This is a genomic window from Mesorhizobium sp. M0408, assembly GCF_040321495.1.
Classification (GTDB): Bacteria; Pseudomonadota; Alphaproteobacteria; order Rhizobiales; family Rhizobiaceae; genus Mesorhizobium.
This window is the reverse complement of the sequence record NZ_JAMYRO010000035.1, coordinates 44,401-62,211: the sequence shown is the minus strand read 5'-3', so window position 1 is coordinate 62,211 and position 17,811 is coordinate 44,401. Positions and strand designations below refer to the sequence as shown.

General features: G+C 63.2%; 16 protein-coding genes and 1 tRNA gene. 6 read left to right on the top strand and 11 right to left on the bottom strand.

Going from position 1 to position 17,811, the window contains the following annotated elements; all coding sequences use genetic code 11:
* Nucleotides 1–246: 246 nt before the first annotated feature.
* From NKI67_RS29060 to NKI67_RS29045, 4 genes are all read right to left on the bottom strand, one after another.
* Entirely contained in the window at nt 247–1,587 is a 1,341-nt protein-coding gene (locus NKI67_RS29060) for an LGFP repeat-containing protein (protein WP_352648146.1), read from the bottom strand.
* Between the two features lie 224 nt (nt 1,588–1,811).
* Entirely contained in the window at nt 1,812–5,039 is a 3,228-nt protein-coding gene (locus NKI67_RS29055) for an AfsR/SARP family transcriptional regulator (protein ID WP_352648143.1), read from the bottom strand.
* Between the two features lie 120 nt (nt 5,040–5,159).
* The gene (locus NKI67_RS29050) at nt 5,160–5,618 is read right to left on the bottom strand and encodes a hypothetical protein (RefSeq protein ID WP_352594114.1); all 459 of its coding nucleotides are present in this window, start codon (nt 5,616–5,618) and stop codon (nt 5,160–5,162) included.
* 243 nt (nt 5,619–5,861) lie between these two features.
* Nucleotides 5,862–5,937: transfer RNA gene (locus NKI67_RS29045), tRNA-Ala, on the bottom strand.
* 165 nt (nt 5,938–6,102) lie between these two features.
* Here NKI67_RS29045 and NKI67_RS29040 point away from each other — a divergent pair.
* The 3 genes from NKI67_RS29040 (at nt 6,103) to NKI67_RS29030 (ending at nt 7,613) form a co-directional block, all read left to right on the top strand.
* Nucleotides 6,103–6,393: a YggT family protein gene (locus NKI67_RS29040; protein ID WP_023678162.1), complete on the top strand. Its 291-nt coding sequence runs from the start codon at nt 6,103–6,105 to the stop codon at nt 6,391–6,393.
* A 13-nt stretch (nt 6,394–6,406) separates the two neighbouring features.
* The gene (locus NKI67_RS29035) at nt 6,407–6,727 is read left to right on the top strand and encodes a DUF167 family protein (RefSeq protein WP_352470731.1); all 321 of its coding nucleotides are present in this window, start codon (nt 6,407–6,409) and stop codon (nt 6,725–6,727) included.
* Between the two features lie 151 nt (nt 6,728–6,878).
* Nucleotides 6,879–7,613 carry a haloacid dehalogenase type II gene (locus tag NKI67_RS29030; protein ID WP_352648140.1) on the top strand — a complete coding sequence of 245 codons (735 nt, stop codon included), beginning with the start codon at nt 6,879–6,881 and terminating at the stop codon, nt 7,611–7,613.
* Between the two features lie 16 nt (nt 7,614–7,629).
* Here NKI67_RS29030 and NKI67_RS29025 read toward each other — a convergent pair whose 3' ends face one another.
* From NKI67_RS29025 to NKI67_RS28995, 7 genes are all read right to left on the bottom strand, one after another.
* Nucleotides 7,630–8,598, bottom strand: coding sequence for an ABC transporter ATP-binding protein (locus tag NKI67_RS29025; RefSeq protein ID WP_352648137.1), 969 nt, complete (start codon nt 8,596–8,598; stop codon nt 7,630–7,632).
* Nucleotides 8,598–9,608 carry an ABC transporter ATP-binding protein gene (locus NKI67_RS29020; protein ID WP_352648149.1) on the bottom strand — a complete coding sequence of 337 codons (1,011 nt, stop codon included), beginning with the start codon at nt 9,606–9,608 and terminating at the stop codon, nt 8,598–8,600. Before NKI67_RS29020 ends, NKI67_RS29025 begins: the two co-directional genes overlap by 1 nt.
* Nucleotides 9,605–10,522 (bottom strand): dihydrodipicolinate synthase family protein, encoded by a 918-nt coding sequence (locus NKI67_RS29015; protein ID WP_352451273.1) that lies wholly within the window; start codon nt 10,520–10,522, stop codon nt 9,605–9,607. The genes NKI67_RS29020 and NKI67_RS29015 overlap by 4 nt, the downstream gene beginning before the upstream one ends.
* 18 nt (nt 10,523–10,540) lie before the next feature.
* On the bottom strand, nt 10,541–11,446 hold the full coding sequence (locus tag NKI67_RS29010; RefSeq protein ID WP_023678168.1) for an ABC transporter permease: 906 nt from the start codon (nt 11,444–11,446) through the stop codon (nt 10,541–10,543).
* The gene (locus NKI67_RS29005) at nt 11,443–12,402 is read right to left on the bottom strand and encodes an ABC transporter permease (RefSeq protein ID WP_023678169.1); all 960 of its coding nucleotides are present in this window, start codon (nt 12,400–12,402) and stop codon (nt 11,443–11,445) included. The genes NKI67_RS29010 and NKI67_RS29005 overlap by 4 nt, the downstream gene beginning before the upstream one ends.
* A 66-nt stretch (nt 12,403–12,468) precedes the next feature.
* Complete coding sequence (locus tag NKI67_RS29000) at nt 12,469–14,049, bottom strand: ABC transporter substrate-binding protein (RefSeq protein ID WP_023678170.1); 1,581 nt, start codon at nt 14,047–14,049, stop codon at nt 12,469–12,471.
* Between the two features lie 32 nt (nt 14,050–14,081).
* Nucleotides 14,082–14,795, bottom strand: a complete 714-nt coding sequence (locus NKI67_RS28995; protein WP_031212077.1) for a FadR/GntR family transcriptional regulator — start codon at nt 14,793–14,795, stop codon at nt 14,082–14,084.
* 97 nt (nt 14,796–14,892) lie between these two features.
* On the opposite strand from NKI67_RS28995, the gene NKI67_RS28990 reads away from it, so the two are divergent.
* The 3 genes from NKI67_RS28990 to NKI67_RS28980 are packed head-to-tail and all read left to right on the top strand — an operon-like array spanning nt 14,893 to nt 17,796.
* On the top strand, nt 14,893–15,864 hold the full coding sequence (locus NKI67_RS28990) for a Gfo/Idh/MocA family protein (RefSeq protein WP_031212079.1): 972 nt from the start codon (nt 14,893–14,895) through the stop codon (nt 15,862–15,864).
* A complete protein-coding gene (locus NKI67_RS28985) occupies nt 15,861–16,856 on the top strand; it encodes a Gfo/Idh/MocA family protein (protein WP_352648135.1) in 996 nt (331 codons plus the stop codon). The genes NKI67_RS28990 and NKI67_RS28985 overlap by 4 nt, the downstream gene beginning before the upstream one ends.
* Nucleotides 16,846–17,796, top strand: coding sequence for a dihydrodipicolinate synthase family protein (locus tag NKI67_RS28980; RefSeq protein ID WP_352648133.1), 951 nt, complete (start codon nt 16,846–16,848; stop codon nt 17,794–17,796). Before NKI67_RS28985 ends, NKI67_RS28980 begins: the two co-directional genes overlap by 11 nt.
* Nucleotides 17,797–17,811: the final 15 nt, after the last annotated feature.

Genomic DNA, 17,811 nt, shown 5'->3' with positions numbered 1-17,811 from the left:
CCGCTAAACACGGGGGCTGCGCGGCGGACACGCCGACGTCACAGCTACTGCCACGCCATTTTTGCAGAACTTGACGCACACAACTGCTTGCCCGCTATGCTGATCGGCCGCTGCCGCATCCGGACCGCGCCTTGCGACGACCGCTACGGAAATAAATCTCTCAGTCGCGAACGTCAGCCCCGCCAACGGAAGGCGGGGCTGGTAAGTTGATTGTCCCGGCAAGCTTTTTTGCCGGGGGCGATTGGCCTAGGCAGGCACAAAGTCAAAATAGGCTTTGTAGGAAGCCCCCTCGCCGGAAATCAGGGGCGTTTCCACTTTGAACCCAATCCCGCTGAAGGTGGTATTGTTCGTACGTGCCGCGAGCAACACCATCTGCTTTGCGGAGATGGTCACTGTCGCGCTCCCGATCCTGTCATCGCCCCAATCGAAGAGATCGCTGATGGCGCCGCCGATCGATGGCATCAAGGATCCCAGGGCCGGGCCGGCTATCGCGGCAATGATAGGTCCTGCCACCGGAATGAGGCCCAAAGCCAGCGTACCCGCCGTATGGACGCCCATCACGACCTTCTGCACTTCGTCCTTGTACTTGTTGGGATCGCCAAAATCGTTTTCCATCAGCACCGTACCGATATTGATGCCGTAGGGCTTGCCTCGATAGACCTCCATCAGGTCGGGTCTCGTATCTCCCGCATCGACGTCGCCATAGACCTGGCTGCGCTTGGTGTAGGCGATCTGCGGCGTTGCCACGCTGACGATGACATAGGGCTCGTCCGCACCACCCGGCCCCTGATCCCAGTCGGTCTCGCCGAAGCAATGGAGGCCGGTATAGTGGACGACGACGTCTCGAAGGTCGATCGCGCCGGTATCGGGCCACCAGTATATGCCGCCGTTTTCAAACAAATTGGCGCGGCCTCCGTCGGCAAATTCGGTCTCGTCGGTCGTTGGGTACCCAAGGTATGACCGCTCCCAGCCCAGGCTCTCCCACTTCTTGCGGATGTCACCGTACACCACGTTGGCTCCTGTGTTCGGTGTCCAGTAGATCGAGCCGGCATTGGCAAAATGGTTGTAGCGCCCGACGCCGTCGGGAGTTCCGGTTTCGTCGGTGACCGGATAGCCGAGAACCGAGCGCTCCCAGCCCATTGCTGCCCATTTGCCGCGAATTGCCCCCCAAATCGCTTGAGCACCGGTGTTCGGTGTCCAGTAGATCGAAGCGGTATTGTTGTTGAAGTGATTGTATCGGCCGACGCCGTCGGGAGTTCCGGTTTCGTCGGTGCAGGGAATGCCCCACGCGAGACCGCCAAGCGCAATCCACTTCCTGTAGATTTCGCCATGGATCTCAAAGGCGTTGTGCATGGCATCGTTGTAGCAAATGCATGAGCCGTTCTTGAGATACCAGGCTTTTCCAGTGTCCTTCCTGTCGATCTCGGCGAAGCCGGCGCCTCCAAGGGAGTTGTACTTTTGCTGTATGACAGCTTCGGGCGAGAGGAGCGACCAAGGCCCGATCCTGAGCTGGTCGGAAAGTCTTGTGGCTCCAGCGCGGATGGTGCCGGCACGCACTCTCGAAGTTGCTCTGGCAGTATACGGCATGACCTTTTCCTTCCTGTGAGTGTTGGTATCGGGGGCTTCAGGCCTCCGGCGATCGGTTTTGATCGACGGGCCGAGGTTCCCAGACCGCGACTTACGGACGGCTTACGGAGTTCCGAGCTGCGCCAGAGCAATTCCAGGAAAAGTGTGGAACGGTTTTCCGTCCGGAATTGCGCAAAAATAAAGAGATAGAGCGGTTCGGCGTTTCGGTGAAACGATGAACCGGTCTAGAGAAACGGGCGCACGAGCGAACGCAGCAAAGGCGAGGGCTCGTCATCGCCGGTCGAAGCGAGCGCGCGTTCATAGCGCCGGTAATCCTCGATGGCGCCGGCATGGTCGTTTCTGGAGAGGCTCTCCTGGATGAGCGTGCCATGGAGTTTGGCCGATTCCGGGTAGAAATCGAGCGCACGCCGGCACGCCTGGCGTGCCCGATCCGCGTTGCCTTGGCTCTGCCAGTGTTTGGCGATCCGCACGGCAAGCTCCACCAACCCGTCCCGCACCCTGTCGGCCGCGGCGTTCGACCAGGCGGGCATCGGGGCATTCGAGAAAAGCGGGCCGACAAAGCCTTCCAGCAGCATTTCCTGCTCCTCGATTGCGCTGTCTCTTTGGCCCGACAGGACGGGTTTCAGCCGGTCTTCCCAATCCTGCAGATCGATCCAGACCTTGTCGGCCGCGAGCCGCAAACGGCCTTCTCTCAGCGTTACGAGTTCGCCTTGCCCGAGCAATTTGCGCAGACGATGCAGCGCCTGCTCCAAGGCCGCTTTGGCCTGGTCGCCGTCGAGGTCGGGCCAGAGCCAATCCTGCAGGGTTTCCACCGAACAGACCTGATCCCTCGACAGGCAGATAATGCGCAATATGTCGAGCGCGCGGGTAGGTTTGGCACCGGGCGCGACCTCGGCGCCATCGATTTCGAGGCGGAAGCCTCCCATCAAGTGGATCCTGAGCAGCCAAGGCCACTGGGCGGGTCGGCCAGCGGGCGGGACCAGATATCGCGCCCGAACGACGCGGCGGCAGAGATCGACGTCGATCTTTCGCTCCAGCGCATCGGCGACCAGATCGGCCAATAAGTCCGGCAGGTTGAGCAGGATTGCGGAGGGGTTGACCTGGCGCAACACCTCCATGAATTCAGCCAGACGAGTGCCATAGGACGCGCCGCCGTTCCACTTCTGCTCCAGGGCCTGAGCGGCCAGAATGTTGAGTTCGACGCGCTGGCGAGGGCCGCCGCTCAGCCTTTCGACGATCTCCTGGAGTAGCGCAATGGCCTCCGCAGGACGCCGATCGGCCAGCAGGACCTGGTATTTGGTGACGTAATGCGGCCAGCGTTCGATCATCGGCTCATTCGCCCGCTCGATCGCATCCATGAAGGCATCGCAGTCGAGATAAGCCTTGACGAAGTCGCCGTTGCGCGTGTGCATCGCCGCGTGGCAGTCGGCGACTACAGCGACCTGGGTTGTGAACCTGCTGTCCGCGATCTCGCCCAGCCGGGAGACGAGCGCATTGAATTCCGAGAACCTGTTGTGAAGCTTCATCAGCAATTGAAGCTGATAGAGGGCGCTGAACTCGACGCCCCGTAAGGCGTGCTGCTCGCCTATCGCCGTTGCGCGTCGCAACGCATCCTCGGCCGAGGCATAGACAAAACCGCGCCGCGAATACGGGAAGTAACGGCCGCTGGCCGAGCCAAAGGACACCAGCCACATGCCGAGCACCAGCGGCGGGATATCCGGATGTTCGAGATCGGCGGCAACGCTGTCCACGGCATTGGCAAAAATGTCGCGCTGCCCCGACGAGGTCGCGTAGTCGATGAGCGCTTCGCTTGCCAGCAGGCGCAACTCGACCGAATCCTCGATCGGCAGATGTGTCAGGCGCTGCTGGATATCATTCACGAGGCGCTTCGCGTCATGGGCGTCGAATTCGCCAGGCTCGGCGAAATCGACGGCCCGCAGGATGCCGAGCCTGACCATCATGAGTTCCTCCGGATCCAACTCCGGCAATCCCTTGGCAAGAACCTGTGAGGCTCGGCGCGTCCAATCCGCCAGCCCCTCATGCGTACGCCAGCTGGCGGTCTTGACCACGACCGCCCGCGCCACCGTCAGGCATTGGCCGCGCATGTCGGTGTTCTCGAATGCTTGCCATGCTTTGGAGAAGTGCGGTTCGGCCTTCGCATCGTCCGATGCGAAGGCGACGCCCAGCCAATAATGGACCCACCCGTCCATCTGGTCGGGGGGCAGCCTGTTGCACCATTCGACGAAGCTGGCCCTGCGCCCTTGCGAGAGAACGCCGTTAGCGCACTCCAGAATGAGCTGGCGTGCCAGCGGCCAGGCGCCCGCCTGCAACGCCAGCACGATTGCCGCGTCGGTTTTGTCTGCCTCGTGCAGGACCTTTGCTGCCTGCTCGCGCAGCCTGGAACGGTCCGCTTCCGTCACGCGCCGGTCCAGTAGGCCGGCAAGGTATTCGCGCAACAAGTCATGCAGCTGGAAGGCGGCGCCGCCCGGACCGTCGCGCGTGATCAGCAGCTGGCGATGCTGCAGCCGCACCAGCAGGCGAGCAGCCTGCGGCGAGCCCAGGAACGCATCGGCAAGCTCCGTGCTGATCTCCGGCAGAACGTTGAGCCTGATAAGCAGATCCTGGTCCTCCGGCGCGATGTCGCGCAGGAAATAACGTCCGACAATCTCCCGAAGGCCGGCGCCTCCGGCAAGGCCGGTCTGCGAAAGCGGGTAGTACATTCCGGCGTTGGCCAGCAGGAGAAGGCCCACCGCCCAGCCGCGCGCCTCCGAAATGTCGCCGACCTCGGACGGCGATTGCGAGCGGGCGGTGACGAGGTTGCGAGCCTCCGCAGGCGAAAACTCCAGCAGCGTTTGGTTGAGGACCGGCAACTGTCCCGACAGCACGAGGTCGGCGACATCGCCCTCGGGCAGCATCCGCGATGTGCAGATGCAGCGGACGGTGTTGGGGCGTTCGCGCAACAGGATCGCCAGCGTCCGGCGAAAGCCTGGCGCATCGGCACGATGCAGATCGTCGAGGACCAGGATCGTGCCCGGATCAAGCCGCGAGAAATAGGTGCGGAAGAACAGCCGCGCGAAATCGTCGGAATTGTCGGCATATTCCGGACCAAAGACCGGCATGCCGGCATGCCTGCCGTCGAGCGACAGCGTCAGATAGTGGAAAAGGCGCGCAACGTCCTGGTCCTCGGTGTCGACCCGATACCAGTTGTACGCCGATTCGCCTTGCTTCAGCCCGCCTTGTTCCAGCCCTCCGTGTTCCAGCCCTCCGTGTTCCAGAAAGTCGATCACCGCGGTGGTCTTGCCGTATCCACCAGGCGCAGCCAGCCAGCATGCACCGCTGTCGAGGGCCTGCGAAAGCAGCGCCACTACGCGCGGACGGCTGACAATTCCCACTGGCCGGGGTGCCGAGAGCTTCGCTATGTCGCGCGGCGCGTCGCGGAAGGATTTATCCATTGTGAGGACTCTCGCAGCGCAGTCGCCTCGCCAAAACAGGTAATCGGTTCGCCCGCAACAACAAATCGCCGGCCGGCGTTGTGCTCGCCTGACGTGCCGTTCTCGCCGGCAAGGTCGCGCCTATCCCTTGTGCGACATGATATGCGAAACCCCGACACTCACGTCGGCGGTGTGTCTTGCCATCACTGCGTTCATTCGCATTGCAATCGCCGCATAGCCGTTTCGTTCGTGGTCGGTAACTTCCGAGGGCTTGAAGAGCCAAGGAAGGGGTGCAACCTGCGCGTCGGCGAAATTGGCCGGCAGGTTCGATGGCAAGGCCTTTTTCCCTAAAGGCAGCTCTAGCCCAAGGTCGCTAAATTCGTCCTCGAGACTGGCGTGCAGATGAGAAAGGACCACATAGATCGCCAGCTTTGATCTAGTCCTTTCTGTGTTGTTTTGGTTGTACTCTTGAAGAACCTCATCGAACGATGGCGCTACGTCGCTTTCCGCAGCGGTAGCTCGTGTTGCAACAGCACCGGCCAGGGCAGTCGCTGCCATTCCTGTAAGACCTACAAAATCACGCCTTGTCGTGCTGGTCATGGTGAATTCCCCTCGGTTTTGAAGACGGACCAAGTCTGGCAAGGACGAGGCGCAGTGGCAATAGGCCGCATACGCTACTGGTGTAGAGGGTCTTTACGTCGCCGATGTGAATCCACCCGGCAACGATAGTGCCAAGCCGCCAGCAGGCCTGCAATGCGTTCGCGAGCTTCGTCTGAGAGACGCCGCGAATCCAAGGAGGATTTCCTTGGAATTCATCCAGGCAAAGGGTCGGAAAAAATCCGCTGGTGGAGCTGAGGAGGATCGAACTCCTGACCTCGTCATTGCGAACGACGCGCTCTCCCAGCTGAGCTACAGCCCCGTCCAGCGGATGGGGCTTTTATCGGCCGCTGCGGTTTCCTGTCAAGGCTGCGCTTGCTGCCGAAATGCCGCTCGGCCGTTCGTGCGCCCTCGCCCATGCGGCAGAAGGCGGCTCTTGCCGCTTTCACCTACAGTGGCTACATGTCGGCAACAATCGGAGACCGGCATGATCGCCCTCATTCAGACCATTGTCATGGCGCTTGACCTTTACTGGTGGATCATCATCGCCTCGGCGATATTTTCCTGGCTCTACGCCTTCAACGTCGTCAACTCCCGCAACCAGTTCGTCGACACCATCAGCAACATGCTCTATCGGCTGACCGAGCCGGCGCTGCGGCCGATCCGCCGCTTCATGCCCGACCTCGGCGGCATCGACATCTCGCCGATCATCCTGCTGCTGATCCTGTTCTTCATCCGGCAGTTCCTGCTCACCACCGTGCTTTCGCTGGTCGTCTGAGCCCAGGGCGTCGATGAGTGCGCCGTTCCGCACGCGCGCCGACGGCATCGACCTGTTTGTCCGGCTGACGCCGAAATCAGCGATGGACAGGCTGGAAGGCATCGAAACATCGGCGGATGGACGAAGCCATCTGAAGGCTCGCGTCCGCGCCGTGCCGGAAAACGGAGCCGCCAATCGAGCGCTGGAAAGGCTGGTAGCCAAGGCGCTTGGCGTGCCGGCATCGGGCGTCTCGATCGCTGCCGGCGGCACAGCTCGGCTGAAGACGCTGCGCGTGCTTGGCGATCCCGCGGCGCTGGCGAAACGCATCGATACGCTGGGCACACCTGCGCCATGATCTCGGCTGGCTCACTTACCCGCAAAAAAAGGCCGGGCTGCAAAGCCCGGCCAGATGTGAAGGTCGAAAACCTTCAGAGGGGAACGCGCCGGACGAATGGGAGGAAACATCCGACGCGCATTGCATATGGGTTGGCGTCGGCGACGTTTCAATGAGGTCGGAGGAAAGCTCAATGACCACTACTCGAGTTCTATTCTTCGATGTTCTGGGAACCGTCGTTGACTGGCGCAGCGGTATCGCAAGAGAGGCCGGCGCCTTCCTCGCGCGAGTTGGTGCAGAGCAGGTCGATCCCGGTGAATTCGCCGATGCGTGGGCGTCGCGCTATGACGCCTCGACCGAGGCGGTGCGGACGGGGCACCGGCCTTTCGTGTCACTTGACGTGATCAACAGGGAGAATCTGGACGCCACCCTCGTCCAGTTCGGGCTGGCCCCGTCCGAGCTGCCGACCGCCGAACTTGAGGAACTCAACCTCGCCTGGCACCGGCTGGAGCCGTGGCCCGATTCGCTGAAAGGCCTTGCGAGGCTAAGGGAGCGCTTCATCATCGCGCCCTTGTCGGGAGGCAATACCCGGCTGTTGCTGGATATGGCCAAGCGCGCCGGCCTGCCTTGGGACACCGTCCTTGGCTCGGATGTGTTCGGCACCTACAAGCCTGCGCCGCAGGCTTATCTCCGCGCAGTGGAGATCCTGGGGGTGCGACCTGCGGAGGCCGTGTTAATCGCCGCGCACAATGACGACCTGGCCGCGGCACGAAGGTGCGGTATCGGAACCGCCTTTGTTGCTCGGCCAAAAGAGCATGGCCCGGCGCAGACGACCGATCTCTCGCCTCTTGAGAGCTGGGACTTTGTGGCCGACGACCTTGTCCATCTCGCCCAAGTTCTCCCGTAGGCCGAGGGCAGAAAACCTAAGCGATGTCGTCGCGAATGCAGGCCTTCAGATGGCCCTCGGCTGTCGCCCTCAGCGGCGGTACAGCCCCGGCGCAAGCTTCCAGCGCGAACGGGCAACGGGTTCGGAAAACGCAGCCCGACGGCGGGTTTGCCGGGCTTGGAATATCGCCTTTGAGCACCTGCCGGCTTTGCCTGGCCAGCGGATCGAGCGACGAAATGGCTGACAGCAGCGCGCGCGTGTAGGGATGCTGCGGCCGGGCATAAAGCTCGGCCGCCGGCGCAACCTCCATGATGCGCCCGAGATAGAGCACGATGACCATGTCGCAGATGTACTCGACGACAGCCAGATCGTGCGAAATGAACAGCATGGTCAGGCCGAGCCGGAGCTGCAGGTCGCGCAACAGATTGATGATTTGCGCCTGGATCGAGACGTCGAGTGCCGAGACCGGCTCGTCGGCAACGATGAATTCCGGCTCGAGCGTCAGCGCCCGGGCGATGCCGATGCGCTGGCGCTGGCCGCCCGAAAATTCATGGGCGTAGCGGTCATAGGCGTCGACCGGCAACTCGACCGCGGCAAGTGCCTTCTCGGCCTTCGCCCGCCGCTCGGACTTCTTGCCGATGCCTTGAATGTCCAGGCCTTCGGTGAGGATCTGCCCGATCGTCATGCGCGGCGACAGGCTGGCGAAGGGATCCTGGAAAATATACTGCATCTTGCGGCGCTGGCGGCGCAACTGGGCGGCACCCAGCCTGGTGATGTCGGTGCCGTCATAGTTGATTTGGCCGGATGTCGGCTCGATCAGACGCAGCACCGAGCGGCCGATCGTCGTCTTGCCGGAGCCGGATTCGCCGACCAGGCCGACCACCTGGCCACGCCCGATATCGAAAGAAATATCCTCCAACGCCCTTACGACGGGTCCGCGCGAGAACGCTGTCGGCGCAAAATGCTTGGTCAGGTTTTTGACAGCGAGGAAAGGGGCGTCGGCCATCAGAGTTCCTCCCAGCGCAGGCAGCGGCTTTGCTGGGTCGGCGTCGCCCCAAACAATGGAGGGACCGCAGCGCGGCAGGCAGCGATAGCCATCGGGCAACGCGGCGCGAAGGAACAGCCCTTGGGCAGCAAGGCGAGCGACGGAACATTTCCGGCAATGGTCGGCAGCGGCGTTCCCGCCGCCTTCAGCGCCGTGGCCTGGCCGAGCCGCGGCACCGAGCGCATCAACCCTGCCGTATAGGGATGACGCGGACGGGCGAACACTTCGCTCACCGGACCTGTTTCGACGATACGCCCGGCATACATCACCGCCACCCGGTCGGCGATTTCGGCGACGACGCCGAGATTGTGGGTGACGAACAGGATGCCCATGCCGCGCTGCGCCTGCAGGTCGGCCAAAAGATCGAGGATCTGGGCCTGGATGGTGACGTCCAATGCGGTTGTCGGCTCGTCGGCGATCAGCAAACCAGGATCGCAGGACAGGGCCATGGCAATGGTGGCGCGCTGGCGCATCCCGCCCGAAAGTTCGTGTGGATATTGCCGCGCCCGCTGCTTCGGATCGGGAATGCCGACCTGTTCCAGCAGCCGCACCGCGTCCGCTGCTGCCTCGCGGTGCGATTTGCCGAGATGGATGCGGATCGGTTCGGCGATCTGCTCGCCGATCGTGTAGACCGGGTTGAGGCTGGTCATCGGCTCCTGGAACACCATGCCGATCTCATTGCCGCGTATCTTGCGCAGCGACTCGGCATCGAGGCTGGTCAGCTCGGTGACCGTGCCGTTCTTGCGCCGCAGCGCGATCGATCCCTCGGCAATATGTCCGACCCTTTTCGGCAACAGGCCGATGATCGACAGGCTGGTGACGGATTTGCCGGATCCGGATTCGCCGACGAGCGCCACCGTCTCGCCGGAGCCGATCGTCAGGTCGACATCCGTTACCGCCGCGATGTCGCGCCCCGCGATGCGGAACACCGAGCGGAGGCCGGAAATCGAGAGGATCGGCGCGGCACTCAGCGGAGCAGCCCCACATCGCGAAGGATCATGTCGATCTTTGCGGTTTCCTCGTCGTTCAGGCTGCGCTGCGGCCGCGCCATGGTGTTCGAGGCGATGATGCCGAGGCTCTTCATCGCCGCCTTGAAGGCGCCGACGCCGGCCGAGCCGGCGCTGGTCCTGCCGAGCGAGATCCAGACGATCTCGAACAGTTTCAACAACCGCTCCTGCTCCAGGCGGGCTTCGGCATGCTGGCCCGCCTGCGTCAGCTTCCACAGCCTGACATAACCATGCGGGTCGACATTGGCGAGCCCCGGCACGACGCCATGCGCACCCATCGCCAGCACGCTATCGACCAGTATCTCGGAGCCGGTCATGCCGAAGAAGCCGGGGTCGTCGGCCATGTCCTTGAGCACGTAACGCAGATTGCCGTCATCGCCGCTGGAATCCTTGATGCCCGCGATGGCGCCTTCCCTGGCGAGGCCGACCGTGGTCTTGCGCTCCAGCTTGACGTGGACGCAGACCGGGATGTCGTAGGCGATGACCGGAATGTCGATCGCATCCTTGATATAGCGGAAGTGGTCGCCGATCTCCGGCTGGCTGGTGCGGGTATAAAACGGCGCGGTGACGACGATGGCGTCGGCGCCGGCCGATCTGGCGATCCGGGCGTGGTTGATGACGCGGTCGGTCGTCGGGTCGATGACCCCGGCGAAGATCGGAACCCGGCCGTTATTGACCTTGACCGCGTGCTCGAGGACGGCCCTGCGGCCCGCCTCGTCGTGGAAGACCACCTCGCTGGTCGAGCCGAGCACGAACAGCCCGTGAACGCCGCCGTCGAGCAGGTTCTCGATGGTGCGGGTGAACGACGGAAAGTCGATGCTGAAATCGGCATTGAGCGGGGTGACGACAGGTGGCACGACGCCGGTAAACAGGGGCATTTTGATGAACCTTTGAGGTCAGTTGAGATCGGAGCGGGGGTCGAATGCGTCGCGCAAGCCGTCGCCGATGAAGTTGATGGCGAGCACGGTGAGCACCAGTGCGGCGCCCGGGAACATCCATTGCCAGGGGTAATTTTCAAGCACAACGGTGGAGCGGGCGAGATTGAGCATGTTGCCCCAGCTGGCTTCGGGCGGTGCGATGCCGAGGCCGAGGAAGGACAGGCCGGCCTCGAGCAGGATGGCGTTGGCGATCTGCAAGGTGGCGTAGACGACCAGGATATCGATGCAATTGGGCAGGCCGTGCCGGAACAGCAGATGCGGCAGCCCTGCCCCCATGCCGCGGGCGGCAACGACGAAATCGCGCTCGCGCAGTTCGAGCAGCCGGGCGCGCACCATGCGCGACAGCACCGGCCAGGAGAGCAGCGAGATCACCAGTATGGTCGGCGCGATGCCGGTGCCGGCGATCGAAGCCAGCACCAGCAGGAAGATCACCGGCGGCAGCGTCATCGCCAGATCGACCAGGCGCATCACCGTGCCGTCGACGAGGCGCCCGCCAAAGCTGGCGACGGCGCCGACCAGGAAGCCGATGACGGTGGAGATGGCGACCGAGCTGACGGCAACCAGCAATGAGATCCGCCCGCCTTGCAGCAACCGGGCCATGACGTCGCGCCCGACGCCGTCGCTGCCCAGCCAATGAATGGCCGACGGCGCCTTGTTCATTGCTCGGAGGTCGATGGTGTTAGGACCGAACGGCCACCACAAAGGATACGTCGAAACCGCCAGCAGGATCGGGATGACGATCAAAAGCCCGGCACGCGCCGCGCGGTTTTCAAAAAAGCGGTCGAGCGCGCGGCGAAGCGGGCCTTTGGTTTGCGGCACGGCTGTCGGGTCAACTGTAGGATCTGGCGCCGTGATTGCCATCATGCCACCTGAATGCGCGGGTCGACGACGGCATAGACGACGTCGGTCAAGAGGTTGACCAGGATGACGCAAACGCCGATCACCAGGGTAGCGCCCATGATCACCGGGTAATCGCGGGTGCCGACGGCGTTGACCAGAAGCAGTCCCATGCCCGGCCAGTTGAACACGCTTTCCAGGAAGATGGCGCCGCCGATGGCGATGCCGACAGTCGAGCCGATCAAGGTAATGACCGGCAAGAGCGCATTGCGGGTTGCATGCTTGATGATCACCCAGAACTCGCGCACGCCCTTGGCACGCGCCGTCCGCACGTAATCCTGGTTGAGCACTTCCAGCAGCGAGGCGCGCATGTAACGCATGATCAGCGCGGCATGGCCGACGGACAGCAGGCAGGCGGGCAGGACGAGGTGCGCAAGCACATCCGTCGCCGAGAACGGCGCACCCGCGGTCTGCATGCCGCCGGACGGCGCCCAGCGCAGCAGCACCGAGAAGAAATAGAGACCGAGCAGCGCTGTCAGAAAAGCCGGGCTGGAGATACCGATAAACGACAGCACCGACAGCGCGATGTCGGATGGTTCGTTACGGCGCACCGCGCTGAAAATGCCGGCGGAAATGCCGAGCACGATGGCGATCGCCAGGCCCGTACCCATCAGCAGCGCCGTCGGGCCGATGCGTTCCATGACCAGTGGCAGCACGGCAACGCCGCTGCGCTGAATCGAATAGCCGAAGTCACCGCTCAGCGCCGCGCGCAGCCAGGCGAGATATTGCACGGGAAGCGGCCGATCGAGCCCGAGCCGTTCGCGCAGGCCCTCGAGGTCGGAAGCCGACATGGGGACCGATGGGTTGATATAGGCGTCGATCGGATCGCCCGGCGCCAGCCGCAACAGGATGAAGATGAGGACGCTGAGCGCGACCAGCATCAGCAATCCTGTGGCGCTGCGGCGGGCGATGAAGCTCAACATGGGCTTTCCGTGGCGGTGGCAGGCGGCGCCAAAGTGGTCCCGCCTGCTCGCTTGGTTGCGGGTTTCTTACTGGATGTCCCAGCGCTCGGGGTGAGCTGCGTAGGGGCCGCCGCCCGGCGCCGGCGTCCAGACGAAGTCATGCAGCTTGTTGGAGGCTACGCCATAGCGGTTGGCCACCCACAACGTGGCCCAGGGTAGCTCCTTGTTCATCACCTTGCAGACCCCCTGCCAGGATTGATCGAGCTTGGCCGGATCGGTTTGGCCTAGCGCGGCGTCCAATGCGGTGCTCAGATCGTCGAACTCGATGCGCATGGTGTTGAAGCCTGCCGGCGGGATCTGCGACTTGTTGAGGCCGGGATTGAGGCCGGCCGGGTTGGGGCCGTTCTGCAGGCCGGCATAGACCATCGGAAAGGCGTTCCAGTCCGGCGTGCCTTGCTTGTAGACGATGCCGTTGTAGGTCGGCGTATCGACGACCCGCGGCACCACATTGATGCCGACCTCGGCCAGCATCGACTGGACAGCGGCCATCACATTGGCCGCTTGCGGCGAGCCGTAATAGGTCAGCAAGGTGATCGGCTTGTCGCCGTTGATCTTGTCCCAGCCGGCCTCGCTCAGCAGCGCCTTGGCCTTTGCCGGATCGTAGGCATAGGGTTCGAGGCCTGCGGGAACGAGATGCGGCGCGACATAGCCGCAATTGGCTGGCTCGGCGGCACCGCCGTAGAGGCTGTCGATGATTGCGTTGCGATCGATCGCGTACATGATCGCCTGGCGGACACGGATATCCCTAAACAGGTCGACCTTCTGGTTCAGGCCGATATAGTTGACCACGTACGAGGCACCTTCGATCACCTTGAAATTGCTGTCGCTCTTGAACGATGCCGCATCGTCGGGCTCGACATAGGTGAACTGGATTTCGCCGGCACGGAGCGCGGCAACGGCCGCCGCCGGCGACTCGAAATAGCGGTTGATGAGCACGTCTACCTTCGGCTTGCCGCCGCGATAATCGTCATCGGCTGCCAGTTCGACATATTGGTCGGTCACGTAGCGCTTGAACTTGAACGGGCCGGTGCCGACCGGAGTGGTCGACCACCAGGTGCTTGTCGCCAGCGATTCCGGCGGCAGAGCGGCCAGGGCATGCTCCGGCAGGATCATCAGCTGCGAGAGGATGGATAGAAACGAGCCGTTCGGTTTCGATAGCTTCACCACTGCGGTGTGGTCATCCGGGGCATCGACCGAGGCGATGTTGGCGAGGCGGGCGGCAAACAGGCTGCCGGAGGCCTTGTTCTTGGCAAGCTCGAGGGTGAACTTGACGTCCTTCGAGGTGAACGGTTTGCCGTCATGCCAGGTCTCGTTGACCAGGTTGAACGTATAGCTCAGCTGGTCGTCGCTGATCTTGTAGTCCTTGGCGAGGTCGCCTTCGATATCGGCCAGCCCGGCATTGTAGATGACCAGCGGTTCAAAATAGGTGCTGAGCCAGGTGTAGCCGCCGGTCGCCACCAGCGGGTTGAAGTTCTTGGGAAAACCGCCGGGACCGACGTCGAAGCCGCCCGCAATGGTCTTGGCGCTTTGTGCCTGGACACTGGTCAATGGGGCAATGCTGGCGAGCAGCAGCCCGGCGACTGAGAATGCGATGGTCCTGATACGCATGGTTTCCTCCCTTGGCATAGTCAGGTTGTTCTTCAGCTTGTTCGGTTTTTTGCGATAACCTGCTGGATCCCCCGGTAATGGTCGTCGAGCCGCCGACGCGCCTGGTCGACGTCCTTGGCGGCGACAGCCTCGACGATCTCGTGATGGTCGCGCCATGTCGCCAGCGGCGTCGGATTATCGAGATTGGTGAAATTCGAGGCCTTGTTGAACGCCGTCCAGAAGATGTCGATCAGCGCGCTCAGCATGTGATTGTTCTGGCAGCGGAACAGCAGCTGATGGAATTGCTGGTCCTCTTCGGCGAAGCTCTCATGGCGCTCGGCACGTTGCCGCATGCGCTCGGTCAACTGGCGCAGCGCCTCGATGTCCTCGGCACTGATCATCTCGATCGTCTTGGCGATGAGGCCGGTTTCCAGCACGCGACGGATTTCGCGCAGCTCTTCGACATCGCGCAGCGAATCCTGCAAACCGTAGGCCAGGTTATCCAGCAGCGGCTTGAACGAGAACTCCTTGACGAACACGCCGATGCCGCGTCGCGTCTCCAGGATGCCGATCGATTCCAGCGCCTTGATGGCTTCCCGCACGGAGTTGCGGCCGACGCCGAGCCGCTGCGCCAGGAACGTCTCCGGCGGCAGGGGATCGCCTGCCTTGAGCTGGTTGCTTTCGATATAGGCCCTGAGGCTTTCCTGCACGGTGACGTGAAGCAGCGGCGGTCTGCTCAACGGTTCGATCGACTTCAGTTCCGCCATCCCACTGCCTTCATCATCCGCTGAAGCTTGCCCGCCGCTTGTCGTATAGCCACTTGTAGGATATCCTGCAAGCCCATAACAAAGCTGCTGCCTCCGAATGAAGATTACCCTCGCCGGCTCGAGCCATTGGCACGCCGAAATACACCTCGACGCCGCACGCTTTTACGGCACGGAGATCACCGGTATCTGGGACGAGGATCCTGGCCAAGCGCAAGCGTTCGCCGCGCATCACGACCTGCCGTTTATCGAAGATTTCAAGGAGATACTCTCCAGCCCGCCGGATGTGATCCTGTTGATGGGGCACCCTTCGATGGTGCCGGCGCGGGCACGTGCGATCATCGCGGCAAGGATACCGCTGATCCTGGAGAAGCCGGCGGCCAGCCATACGAGGGAACTGATGGCGCTGCGCGACCTTGCCAGGCAGCACCAGGCTTTTGTCGCTGTTCCCCTGCCCAACCGTTTCGGGCCGGCCGTTGCCGGCCTTGAACGGCTGCGCCGGCAAGGTCGCGCCGGCCCCGTGGCGCATTGCCAGTTCCGGCTGGTCAACGGCCCGCCGCAACGCTACATCGCCGACGGTGTCGCCTGGGTGCTCGACCCGGCGGTTGGTGGCGGGGGTGCGTTGAGGAATCTCGGCATACACGGCGTCGACGCGGCACTCAGCCTCGCAACCGGCAAGCTCGGCCTGAAAAGCGTTTCGATCGCGAACCGCATCCATCCCGGCCCGGTCGAGGATCACGCACTTCTGGTGCTGGAAGACGAGGCCGGCGCGCTGTTCATCGTCGAGGCCGGTTACACCTTTGCTTCGATGCGCCCCGGCGGTGACTTCGAGTGGCGCATCGTCAGTGCCAATGCCACCCTCATCGATCATGGCGACCATGTTATCTGCGCAACGCTCGACGACGCGGCAATCGTCGACTTGCCGGTCGAACTGCCGGCAACGCGCTATCGTCTGTTCATGCGCGATACGCTTGACCGGCTGGCCAGAAAGGCGCCTCCGCCGGTGTCCATCGAAGATTATGTTGCGGCGATGTCGCTGATCGACGCCGCTTATCAAAAGGCAGGACCATGATTGGAATAGGAATTATCGGCGCCGGCGATTTCGGCGCAGCCCATGCGCGGGCAATCCGCGAGGTTGGAAATATTCGCCTCGTCGCGTCCTGCCGGGGAAATACCGATGCGTTGGAGCGATTCACCGCCGAATATGGCGGCCGCGGCTACACTGATTGGCGCAAGCTGCTGGACGACAAGGAGGTGGATGCGGTCCTCATTGCCAGCCCGCACCATCTCCATGCCGAAATGGCCATCGGCGCGGCAAAGGCCGGCAAGCATATCCTGCTCGAAAAACCGATGGCGCCGACGGTGGCCGCCTGCGATGCGATCAACGCCGCCGTGGCCGATAGCGGCGTCAAGCTGATGGTCGCCCACCTTATGCATTTCGCCCTGCCCTGCATGGCGGCCAGGCAAATTCTGGAGGAAGGAGCGCTCGGCCGGCCGCTCGCCGGATCGAGCTGGATCATCAAGCTGTGGATGGAGCACAATCGCCGCGACTGGCATCTGCGCAAGGCGACCGGCGGCGGCATGCTGTTGACGGCCGGCATCCACGCGGTCGATCGCCTGGTCTGGCTGATGGATGACGATGTCGTGTCAGTGAGCGGCATGCTCGGCGCCAAGTTCCATGACCAGGAAGCAGACGACAGCGCTCTGCTCGGATTGCGCTTCGCCGGCGGCGGCATCGGCCAGGTGCAGAGCGTCGGCTATCGCACCGGCGCCACCACCTATGCCATGGATCTGGTCTGCGAGCGGGGAACGCTGCGCATCGACATGGACCGCGGCACCATGCTTGGCCGCGAGACGGTCTGGACCGAGCTGCCCGGTTCCTTTGAGCCGAACTGGATGCATAACGCGCTGGTGCGCGAATGGAGCGCAATGCGCGATGCCATTGCCGATGACACGCCGGTGCCGGTCGACGGCATCTATGCGCGCAAGATCGTCGCCATTATCGAGGCTGCCTTCGCGTCGAACGAAACCCGCCGCGAACACGAGATCGCCGGTGGACGCTGACCTCGACGACCATCTGGCCCGCTTGCCCGCACACGCACCGCGCGGCATCTGGGGCGCGGTGATGCTGGCCATCGACGATCGCGGAGCGATCGACTGGCAGGCGACGGAAGAGACGATCGCCCGGCTCTGCGCCTCAGGCGTCGACGGCGTCTATTCCAATGGAACGGCCTGCGAATTCCATTGCCAGACCGAGCCCGAATTTGACCGGCTTTGTGAGTTGGTCGCAACCATAGCCGGCCGCGCGCGCCTTCCTTTCCAGATCGGCATCAGCCAGTCCAATCCGCGCGTCGCGCTGGAGCGACTGACGCGGGTCGCCGGACTTCGCCCGGCGGCGGTGCAGTTCACGCTGCCCGACTGGTGGCCGCCCAGCGACGACGAGGTCATGCGCTTTGCCGGCGGCATGTGCGACGCCGCGCCTGAAACGCCGCTGGTGCTCTACAATCCGCCGCACGCCAAGCGCCACCTGACGCTCGACGGCATCGCCAGTCTGCGTGCGGCCGTGCCATCGCTGGTCGGCGCCAAGCTGCCGGGCGGCGACGCCGGCTGGTATGCCGACATGCGCCGCAAACTGGACGGATTTTCCGTCTTCGTCCCCGGCCACACGCTGGCAACAGGCTATGCTGGAGGGGCCCATGGCAGCTATTCCAACGTTGCCTGCCTCAACCCGAAGGGCGCGATGATGTGGTGGCAGATAATCCGCACCGACATGGCCGCCGCTGCCGAGGTCGAGGCCCGCATACAGGCCTTCCTCGCCGCAAATGTCCTACCGTTTCGCACCCGTTACAATGTCGGTGATGCAGCACTCGACAAGGCGATGGCGGCAGCCGGCGGCTGGGCGCCGCTCGGCCCGCGACTGCTCTGGCCCTACAGCTCCGTTCCCGATCAGGAAATACCGGCGCTGGCCAGGGCGGCTCACGCGGCTTTCCCGGAATGGTGGTAGACCCGTCACCAAGGC